Here is a 7,360-nt window from a genome sequence, read left to right on the forward strand (position 1 = left end):
TTCATTGACCTCGACAACTTCAAGACCCTGAACGACACCCTGGGCCACGACCAGGGCGACCTGCTGCTGCAACAGGTGGCGCAGCGCCTGAACACCAGCGTGCGCAGCGTGGACACGGTAGCCCGGCTGGGGGGTGACGAGTTTGTGGTCATGCTGGAAGAACTCAGCCCCAAGCCGCACGAGCTCGCGCTGCACGCCCGGGGCGTGGGTGAAAAGATCCTGGCCATGCTGGCCGTGCCCTATGCGCTGCAGGGCTACCAGTACCGCAGCACGCCCAGCATCGGCATTGCGCCCTTCACCGGCGAACACACCACGGTGGGCGAGCTGCTCAAACAGGCCGACCTGGCCATGTACCAGGCCAAGACGGCTGGCCGCAACACGCTGCGCTTTTTTGACCCCGACATGCAGGCCGTGGTCACGGCGCGCGCGGGTCTGGAAACCGACCTGCGCTCGGCGCTGATGCAGGAAGAGTTCCTGCTGCACTTTCAGCCGCAAATCCATCAGTCGGGCCGCTGTGTGGGGGTGGAGGCGCTGGTGCGCTGGGCCCACCCGCAGCGCGGCATGGTGTCGCCCGCGCAGTTCATCCCGCTCGCTGAAGAGACGGGCCTCATCCTGCCGCTGGGCCGCTGGGTGTTACACACCGCGTGCAAGCTGCTGGCCAGCTGGCAGAGCGACCCGGCCCTGTCGCACCTGACCATGGCCGTCAACGTGAGTTCGCGCCAGTTCCGCCATGCCAGTTTTGTGGACGACGTGGCCCGCGTGCTCGCCATCACCGGCGCGCCCTCGGCCCAGCTCAAGCTGGAGCTGACCGAAAGCCTGCTGGTGGAAGACATGGAGACCACCATCGCTACCATGACCGCGCTGCGGTCCTACGGGGTGGGCTTCTCGCTGGACGACTTTGGCACGGGCTACTCCAGCCTGAGCTACTTGAAGCGCATGCCACTCGATCAGCTCAAGATCGACCAGAGCTTTGTGCGCGACCTGCTGACCGACCCCAACGACGCTGCGATCGTGGACACCATCATCGGCCTGTCGCGCAGCCTGGGGCTGGAAGTGATCGCCGAAGGCGTGGAGACCCCCGAGCAATGCGCTCTGCTGGCCCGCGCAGGTTGCCAGCTCTACCAGGGCTACCTGTTCAGCCGGGCGCTGTCGGTGGACGTTCTGGACAGCTTCCTGCGCACCTCGCAGGCATAAGCGGCGCCCGCCAGGTGTTCCTGGCTCTTGTCCACATCCAAGGCGCCCGTAACCCCTAACTCCCTCCTGAGGGCCCCAGAAGCTCCGTGAGGAACCTGTAGGTCCGTTTCGGCCCCCTGGGCCTGCTTTTGCGCCCAAGGCCCTCCACGGCCTTCTGGACGTCTCCGGATCCCCTCGTTCATCCCGGTTGGGGCGGGTACACCCGGTATGTCGGTGCCCCTCCACTCACCCCCGCCGTGTGCGTGGCCCCAGTTGTTCTCTGTCTTCTTCTTATGTCTTTTATAAATACATAGTCGTAGTAGTAGAGGGCGGCCTGGCGTGTGGACAACCGCATTTTTGCCAGCGCTGGCAAGCACTTAGCCCGATGCCAACCCTGTGCATCCAGCCCTGCTCCCGTTGTCGCCCGAGCGGGGACAAAAGCGGCGCATCGCCCTTTTCTGTGGATAAGCCCCCGGTTGTGCCAAAACTATCCCCAGTTTTACGCACCGGGCGCGTGGGCAGCAAGAATTTCAATCAAAACGACCCGTAGCGCTACGGCTGTATGCCTTGATTGCTCTCCAATTGATAGCACTGAGGCAGATGTGACGCTCCGCTTCCGCTACTGCAGGGGCTTGGGGGGCGCCAGCGAGGCGGTCAGAACCTGCCCAGACGATGGTCGATGCAGCGCACAGGGCCTTGGCACAGCACATCCCTCGTACCAGGCCGCAAAGCCGTTTCGTGCAGTCAACGACTGCCTGTGGGTTCCCAAGAGGACCTGAGTGATCCGCAGGGCAGGCTGAGCGGTCGTCACCACGGCCTGGTGGTGATGTCCGTGCAGACAGGCCCCCACAAGCAGAACCGCACGTCGCAGGCGTGTGATGGGTACCCCGGAGTTGGGGTTCTGGTTATTCTTTAATAGCTTTATATATAAATAGCAGTAGTAGTAGAGAACGCCTGTTTGTGTGGACAAGCGTCTTTTCTTCAATGCTGGCGCGTACTTGCGTCGCTGCAAAGTGTGTGGGGCGGCTCGCACAAAGTGCGGGGCTCACTGACAACAACTTTCGGGCGGCGGATTTTTGTGTGGATAACTGCCCGGTTGTGCCAGAACTGTGCCCAGAGTTATCCACAGCTGCGTCGCATGCTGCCTTCGCTGCTCCCCATGGGCTGGCCGCCACAACAAAAAACCCGGCGTTCTTCACAGAACGCCGAGTTGGCGGGTGCGCGCCTTAGCGCCTGTCAGCCTGGCCGGGGGCCTTATTTGGCCGGAGCGGGGGCCGGACGGCCTTCGCCCCCGCGCATGCCGCCGTGGTGGTCGCCGTGCCCGTGGCGGCCCTCGCCACCCCGCATGCCACCCATGGGGTGGCCCCGGTGGGCCTGGGCGTCAAAAGTCTTTTGCTGCTCGGGCGTCAGCGTGGCATAGAAGGCCTTGGTGGCCTCGCCACGGCGGTCGGCTTCGGCAGCGTGCTGAGCGCGCAGGGCCCGCATGCGGTCGATGCGTTCCGGCGTGGTCAGCTTGTCCATGTCCTGGCGGTCCAGGCGGGCGGGGCGTTCGCCGGGCTGCATGGCGGTGGTGAAGGTGGTCCAGGCGGATTCCTGTGCAGGCGTCAGCTTGAGCTGGGCCTTGAGGTCTGCCAGCCGCTTGGCATGGCGCTGGGCCATGTCGCCATGGTGGCGTTCATGGCGGCCCTCGGCGGCCTTGGCAGGGGCTGTGGGGGATGCCGCAGGCGCAACTGGGGGCTGCTGGGCCAGCACAGGCAACGCCATGGCGGCGAGCAGGGCGGTGGCGGCAATGCGGTGAGAGATGGGGTGGGAGAAACGGGATGCCATGCTGGAAGTCCTTTCGCGGTGGTGAGCTCGCTGCAACGACCGTTTCAGCGATTGGAGTCCAGTGTCTGCCGCCCACGTATCGCCACCGTGCGCGTTGGGTGAGGCTGTGTAAAGTTGCAGCGAACGCTTGCAAAGCGGCCTCCGAGATAATTTTGGGCTAGTAGTCGGCGATGCGCCAGTGGCATATGCCTTGTTTGCTATTGATTGTGTAGCGTTTTCAGTCCCTCAAGGGCTGCCCGTGCCCCAGCGGCCCGGCGCCTGGGTGGCGACCGCCGACAATGGCGGGTTCCGTGTCCGTGTCGTTGTCCGCAGCGACCCCAACCAAAGGTTTTCCGTGTTCAAGAACATGATCGTGTACCGCATTGCTCCGCAATGGCAGGTCGAGCTGACGCAAGTAGAGGATGCCCTGGCCAAGGCCCCGTTCCAGGAATGTGGCGCCACGCAAGAGAAGTCGCTGGGCTGGGTGCCCCCCCGGGGTGAACTACATGGCCCCCTGGTCGAATCGGTGGGCGGGCAGTGGATCCTGCGTTTCATGGTCGAGACCAAGGTGTTGCCCGGCAGCGTGCTGGCGCGCAAGGTCAAGGAAAAGGCCGAACGCATCGAAAAGGAAACCGGCCGTAAGCCCGGCAAGAAGGAAAGCAAGGAGCTGAAAGACGAGGCCAAGCTGGACCTGCTGCCCATGGCCTTCACCAAGCAGGGCTCGATGTGGATCTGGATCGACACGGCCTCGCGCCTGCTGGTGCTGGACACATCCAGCCAGGGCCGTGCCGATGAAGTGGTGACCTTGCTGGTCGAATCGCTGCCGGGCCTGTCGGTGTCGCTGCTCGACACCCAGACCAGCCCCCAGGCCGCCATGGCCCACTGGCTCAAGGAGCAGGAGCCACCCGTGGGCTTCACGGTGGACCGCGAGTGCGAACTCAAAAGCGCCAACGAGGAAAAAGCCGTAGTGCGCTACGCCCGCCACCCACTGGACATCGAGGAGGTGCAGGCCCACATCGACGCCGGCAAGCTGCCGACCAAGCTCGCCCTCACCTGGGACGACCGCGTGAGCTTCATGCTCACCGAAGGCCTGCAGATCAAGAAAGTGTCGTTTCTGGACACGGTGTTTGAAGGCACCAAGGCAGACGATGGCGGCTTTGACACTGACGTGGCGATTGCCACGGGCGAGCTGGTCAAGCTGATTCCGGACCTGATCGAGGCGCTGGGGGGAGAGACCGAGAGTGGAGTGGCAGGTGCGGCGCAGGCAGTGGCGAGTGACAGGGCTGAAACTGCTCCGGCAGCATCACGGTCACCCATGCCAGCAGCAGCACCCTCTGCCCCGGCGCGCAAGGTGGCTGGGGGTGGGGTGGTGACCGGTCCTCGGGAAGTGCCCGTCGATACCGACCCGGAGTCGGCCCCGTTTTGAGATCGTGGCCCGACCGGGGCCATGGCGGCTTCAGCGGTCGCTGCTACAGGCGGCGGCGTTCACCAACGCCGCCAGCTCACGCACATAGGCGTCTTCAATTCCCAGCACCCCACACTGCCGCACCAGCTGCTCCAGATAGTCCCGGTTGCTGCCGATGCGTCCGCAGGCGGTGGCAATGGTCGCGGCCGTGGCCTGCAGCGACAGATTGGCCCGGTAATGGGTATGGGCCGTGTTGGCGACCAGCACCAGCGCCTGCACCTCGCCCTGGGGCGTTGGCAGGGGCAGCAGTTGCGGGCAGTAGGCGCCGGTGATCATCTCGCGCCGCCACAGCAGGCGGGACTCGTCCTCCACCAGCGGCGCCGGGGTGCGGAATGCCAGGCCTTCGCAGCCCTGTGGGTCTTCGTCGCCCGTGTGCTGCAAGGTCAGCACCAGGCCCGGGCAATCGGGGGTGCCCCGGCCGATGGTGGTGCTCAGGGCAAAGCGGCGTGCAAAGCCGGGCAGGCAGGCGCGGCGCACTTCGCCAAAGTGAAAGCCTGGGTTCCACATCAGCGAGCCATAGGCAAACACCCACAGATCCTGCTGCTCGGCGGTGATCGTGGAAAGCACCTCGCGGCGGGATTGCTCAACCTCGATATCTGGCAGGCGCCAGTGGGCGGGCAGGCCCTGGCAGCGCGCCTGGGCGTCCCACTCGGCCAGCACCTCATCGGTGAGGCGCAGGCCCGAGGCATGGGCAGGGGTCAGCCGGCCTTGTAGCTCGGGCAGGTGAAGGAAGGCGTTGTCGGGGGTCATGGGGGCAGTTCCGCGCGCTGGTGTTGGGCGTCAGGTGTCTTAACGCCGCGCCAGGTCAAACACCAGCACCTCGGCGTGGTGGCCCTCATGCAGGGTCAGTGTGTTTTCGCCGTCCAGCAAGGCGCCATCGCCACCAGACAGCGCGATGCCGTTGACCTGCACCGCCCCTCGCGCCACGTGCACGTAGGCCAGGCGTTCGGGGTTCAGCACTTGGGTGGCGGTTTCGCTGCCATCCAGCAAGCCTGCCCAGATGGAGGCGTCGGCGTTCATGGTCACCGAGCCGTCTTCTCCCCGGCGCGAGGCAATGCGCACCAGGCGGCCCCGGCGGTCTGCGGGCGGGAAGTGTTTTTGTGCGTAGCTGGGGCGGATGCCGGTGAATAGGGGCTTGATCCAGATCTGCAGGAAATGGGTGGGTTGGTCGGCCAGCGCATTGAACTCGCTGTGGCGCACGCCCCAGCCTGCGCTGATGCGCTGCACGTCGCCCGGGTGCAGGATGCCGGTGGGAGCCGCCACCGAATCAGCCCCTGGCGCCCCCGAGGCCGCTGGGGCCCCAGGTTGTTGGTTGGCGCGTTCGTGCAGGTTGTCCTGGTGGGCGAGGGCGCCGTCGAGCACATAGCTCACGATCTCCATGTCGCGGTGCCCGTGTGTGCCAAAGCCTTTGCCGGGCGCCACCGTGTCGTCGTTGAGCACCAGCAGATTGCCATGGCCCTGGTGGCGCAGGTCGAAGTAGTCGCCAAACGAAAAGCTGTGGGCGCTGTGCAGCCAGCCGGTGGAGGACCGGCCCCGTTCGGAGGAGGGGCGGACGGTGATCATGGCTTTGTTGCGGGGGTATCCGGCCCGATGTTGCACCACAGGGGCAAGAGAGTGCGTGGAGCCGCGTAGGTTGTCGTCGCCATGGCCTCACTCTAAGGGCCGATGGGTTCGCCATCAATGGCTGGCAGCTCAACTCACTGTTCCGCGATTCAGTCCAATGCTGTGGGTTCAGGCGTTCACCCAGCCCCGCGCCTGGCACAAGAGCGCACGGTGCGGAAGGTCGAACCGTCGATCAGGCCAGCAGCAGGGCTGCCAGCATCAAAGCGGTGCCGACCGCCACCAGCGTCCATGAGGACTGCTGCTTCACAAACACAAAGCTGCTGGGGTCGTTGGGCATGTAGGCGATTTCGACCGGGCGATGGGCCTTGAATTCGGCCAGGATCTCTTCCGGGAAACTGTGTTTCACCACCATTTGCTGGCCGCTGTCGGTCTTGTAGTGGAACTCGGCGGTGTAGGTGGAAGAACCGCTTTTCTTGAACTCCGTGTACTGCGTGATGGGCTCGACCACGGCGTGTTTGCCGAGCTTGAGCGTTCTGGAAAGCTCGGACCGCTCCTGCATTCCAAAAACGACGAACACGACCCCGGCGAGGACGCCCGCGATTTTGAACAGCAGCTTGCCTTGTTGGCGTGATGGCTTCATACACTCTCTCCCTCCGTTTTGGCGGGAGTGTAAGGGCTCTGCTTGAAGACAAGAAAGAGGCTGCCGGCGATGCAGTTGCGCTTGCGTTACCGCCCCACAAACTGCGGGCTCTGGCGCTGGTGAAACGCCTCCACCCCCGCGCGGAAGTCTTCGGTGCCCGCGCAGTGCACAAAGGCGTCTTTTTCAGCGGCCAGTTGCTCGGGCAGCGTGCGGTCTATCGATGCGCGCATCAGGCGCTTCATCGCACCGTAGGCCAGTGTGGGGCCGCTGGCCAGGCGCAGGGCGAGGGCGGTGGTGGCACTGTCCAGCTCGGCGCCGGGCACCACGCGGTTGACGAGGCCCAGGCGCAGCGCATCGTCCGCGGTGAAGGCCTCGCCCAGTAACGCAATCTCCAGCGCTTGGCGCACGCCCACGATGCGCGGCAGCGCCCACGATGCACCCACGTCGCAGCTGGTGCCGAGGTTGATGTAGGCCAGGTTGAAGCGTGTGCCTTCGGCAGCGATCACGTAGTCGGCCATCAGCACCAGGCTCAAGCCCGCACCGGCGGCCGCGCCGTGCACCTGCGCGATGACCGGCGCGTTCATCTGTGCCAGCAACTGAAGGGCGGCATTGAGCGGCGTGAGGATGTCGATGGCGCCCTGCACCGGGTCGGCGCGCAGCGTGGCCAGGTCGCCCCCGGCCATGAAGCCACGGCCGTTGCCACGCAGCACCAC

7 protein-coding genes are annotated in these 7,360 nt (G+C 65.1%); 2 read left to right on the top strand and 5 right to left on the bottom strand.

The genetic code is table 11. The annotated features are described in order from the left end of the window. On the top strand, positions 1 to 1,194 hold a 1,194-nt coding region (locus DBR23_RS28445; RefSeq protein WP_146191476.1), incomplete at its 5' end, for a bifunctional diguanylate cyclase/phosphodiesterase. Positions 1,195 to 2,427: 1,233 nt separating this feature from the next. On the opposite strand, the gene DBR23_RS28450 is transcribed toward DBR23_RS28445, so the two are convergent. After that, positions 2,428 to 3,000: a Spy/CpxP family protein refolding chaperone gene (locus DBR23_RS28450; protein ID WP_108500284.1), complete on the bottom strand. Its 573-nt coding sequence runs from the start codon at positions 2,998 to 3,000 to the stop codon at positions 2,428 to 2,430. Between the two features lie 334 nt (positions 3,001 to 3,334). Here DBR23_RS28450 and DBR23_RS28455 point away from each other — a divergent pair, with 334 nt between their 5' ends. Then, positions 3,335 to 4,405, top strand: coding sequence for a recombination-associated protein RdgC (locus tag DBR23_RS28455; protein WP_056057663.1), 1,071 nt, complete (start codon positions 3,335 to 3,337; stop codon positions 4,403 to 4,405). 30 nt (positions 4,406 to 4,435) lie between these two features. On the opposite strand, the gene DBR23_RS28460 is transcribed toward DBR23_RS28455, so the two are convergent. From DBR23_RS28460 to DBR23_RS28475, 4 genes are all read right to left on the bottom strand, one after another. Then, on the bottom strand, positions 4,436 to 5,194 hold the full coding sequence (locus DBR23_RS28460) for a gamma-glutamylcyclotransferase (protein WP_108500285.1): 759 nt from the start codon (positions 5,192 to 5,194) through the stop codon (positions 4,436 to 4,438). Between the two features lie 39 nt (positions 5,195 to 5,233). Beyond that, entirely contained in the window at positions 5,234 to 6,007 is a 774-nt protein-coding gene (locus DBR23_RS28465; protein ID WP_108500286.1) for a pirin family protein, read from the bottom strand. 232 nt (positions 6,008 to 6,239) lie between these two features. After that, positions 6,240 to 6,647: a DUF3592 domain-containing protein gene (locus DBR23_RS28470; RefSeq protein WP_108500287.1), complete on the bottom strand. Its 408-nt coding sequence runs from the start codon at positions 6,645 to 6,647 to the stop codon at positions 6,240 to 6,242. Between the two features lie 86 nt (positions 6,648 to 6,733). Further along, on the bottom strand, positions 6,734 to 7,360 hold a 627-nt coding region (locus DBR23_RS28475; protein WP_233250804.1), incomplete at its 5' end, for an enoyl-CoA hydratase/isomerase family protein.

The organism is Acidovorax sp. HMWF018, assembly GCF_003061035.1.
GTDB classification, from domain to species: Bacteria; Pseudomonadota; Gammaproteobacteria; order Burkholderiales; family Burkholderiaceae_C; genus Acidovorax; species Acidovorax delafieldii.

Bases quoted from the DNA above. Each gene is read 5' to 3' on its own strand.
- DBR23_RS28465 (WP_108500286.1), bottom strand. From the start codon at position 6,007: ATGATCACCGTCCGCCCCTCCTCCGAACGGGGCCGGTCCTCCACCGGC.
- DBR23_RS28470 (WP_108500287.1), bottom strand. From the start codon at position 6,647: ATGAAGCCATCACGCCAACAAGGCAAGCTGCTGTTCAAAATCGCGGGC.
- DBR23_RS28460 (WP_108500285.1), bottom strand. From the start codon at position 5,194: ATGACCCCCGACAACGCCTTCCTTCACCTGCCCGAGCTACAAGGCCGG.
- DBR23_RS28450 (WP_108500284.1), bottom strand. From the start codon at position 3,000: ATGGCATCCCGTTTCTCCCACCCCATCTCTCACCGCATTGCCGCCACC.